Annotated in this window: 1 protein-coding gene; it reads right to left on the bottom strand. The window is 31.3% G+C overall.

Features of this window, described 5'->3' with window-relative positions; translation table 11 throughout:
* Positions 1–690: 690 nt before the first annotated feature.
* A complete protein-coding gene (locus GN138_RS15835) occupies positions 691–1,404 on the bottom strand; it encodes a hypothetical protein (RefSeq protein WP_157364968.1) in 714 nt (237 codons plus the stop codon).
* Positions 1,405–2,358: the final 954 nt, after the last annotated feature.

Genomic DNA, 2,358 nt, shown 5'->3' with positions numbered 1-2,358 from the left:
ATCTATTTTCGTTTAAAAGAGTCTCAATTTGGATTCTTTCTTTTAGGGTAAGTCGTCTATGCTTTTTTACTTTCATTATAACAAATCTATAATTTTAGATTTGTTGCGTTAAGTTATTGAATAGAGCCTGCATTTCTCAAATTGGGTACAACGTATTTGTATAAGATTAGTTGCGCTGAAAATCTGTTAAGATTTTCAGATTAAGAAACTAAGATAATAAAAATGCGAGGATTTTCCGCAGGAAAATCAGCAGCAATTAATTTTATACGGTGTTGTAAATTGTAGCTTTGTCAGATTTGTTATTCCGCTTGAGTGAAGTTCCAGGTTTGAGTAAATTCCGATTCAGGATTTTTCCGCAACAATTTTCAATCCGCAAGAGTGAAATTCCGCGCAATATTTGTTGATTTCACGTTTTAAAATTCCGCAAACTGGCTCAATTCCGTTCGAGTGATATTCCGCGTAAAGTTTGTCAAATTCAGAGTTTGAGTGGTTTTCTCCGCGTAATAATTCAGAGTTTTCTTTTTCGGAAATCAGAGGTTTTTAAAATTCGGAATTTTCCGCCGTCTGAGTGAGCGCTATGATTTACAACGGTTAGGCTATGAGTAGTTGCGTGAGTTTGCACTTAACTTAGCAAATATACACCAAGTTGGAAATTCCGTAGGAATTTTCAAAGTAGGCGAGAACAAGCAATTACTTATAGCCATTGTTAGGCATAGTGTTTTTGGTTTTGAATATTCCATAATCGGAAATTTCAGATATTTTGGTTTGGTATTTTGGTTTTAAATGATAAACTATTTTTGATGTCAAACTTTTATTTGAATCATCTGAAATAATCAAATTATCAATATATATTCTGTAAATAGTATCACTTTGGGGCTTAAAAGCAACAAATACATTTCCTTTTTTGATTTTAAGACTGTCTAAATGTCCAGTATTTTTGTGAGTGTACTCGTTTAAATCGTAAAAGTATATACTATCTCTTGTTTCTTTAAAATTGTTAAATTCTAATACCTCATATCCGTATGCTTTTTTATTATATGCTTTAGATTGGTAAAAATCAGTTTTTAATATTATTTCTCCAATTGTAGTTTTTTTAGATTCTACTGGATTAAATATAATTGGTTCATCCTTAACATAAGGATTTGTTTGCATTGCTTGTATGTAGTTTTTATTTGGAATTTCGGTCAGCAAAAATATTGGTAATTCTTTCCTTGTTCGCATTTTAAAGTTTTGTGTAGTATCTAAAATAGTGTAACCCGTAATATGAGTGTCAAATCCGCCCCAAGCATCGTATTTATAAAGTGCTTTTGAAGTTCCTTCTATTTTCTGCTCGTATAAATACAATTCCCAATTTTCATTTCCGTTTGTGCAACTAAAAAGCGATAACAGTATTAAAAATGTCATTAATTTGATTAATTTATTCAACATTAATCTGGTTTTTTTACATTATGCCTAACGTGTTTGTGTATGGCTCGTTGCGGGAAATTCGCGAGAATTTTCCGCCGTAACCGAAAGATAGCAAATTGCAATGAATTCCGATTAGGAATTCAGCCGTAATGAGCTATACACGTTGTTGGCAATAGTTTTTATTCATTAATCCATATAGTTATTAGTCTTTTTCCTAAAGTATGGTTTAAGAATATTTCTAAATATAATTACTGAAATAATAATTGTCCAAACAGTTATCAATCCAGTTTGACTTATTTTTTCATCATTCATTCCATTTAAGAAATAGAGTAGAGTTAGTATTCCAACGCAAACTGCTAAAATTAGAGCAATTGCATAGATATATTGAATCAACTTCCAAATTGACCAATAAATAACTTCTTTATCTATTTTATCCACCCAATTCTATTTTTATTAAATAATTTGTCATTCGGTTCTTATAAGTCCGAATTTGTGTTTTCCGAAACTATTGGTTAAAGTTCCAGATAATGTATCTTCATTTTCGGATAGATTGTATTCAATTAGAATTTTGTCCTCCGTGTCTACTGTCTTTCCCGAAGAATCCCAGACATAAGTCCGATAAGTAAACTCGATTTTTGAATCCGTCGCACTCCATTCTACATTTGCATTGTCCTCATCAATAAATTCCAGTTTATCCGAGTCAAATACCCAGAATATTTTTGGGTTTTCGGTTTCGTACCATTTTCCATTCAGTCTTTTTTCAGCAGAATTTTGTCCGCAAGAAAAGGTGAGAATAAAAGTCAGATAAATTGGTATGTAAAGTAGCTGCATTCAATGTTCTAACGCAACAAACGTTGCTTTTTTTTGTTTGATACTAAGCTACATTTTTTAGTTCATAATCCATAATTTCTTGAGGAGTTTTATAGCCTATAATTTTCCGAGGTCTGTTAT

This window comes from Winogradskyella endarachnes (assembly GCF_009741275.1).
GTDB lineage: Bacteria > Bacteroidota > Bacteroidia > Flavobacteriales > Flavobacteriaceae > Winogradskyella > Winogradskyella endarachnes.
Note: the sequence above shows the minus strand (reverse complement) of the source record. Positions and strands in the feature narration are given on the sequence as shown.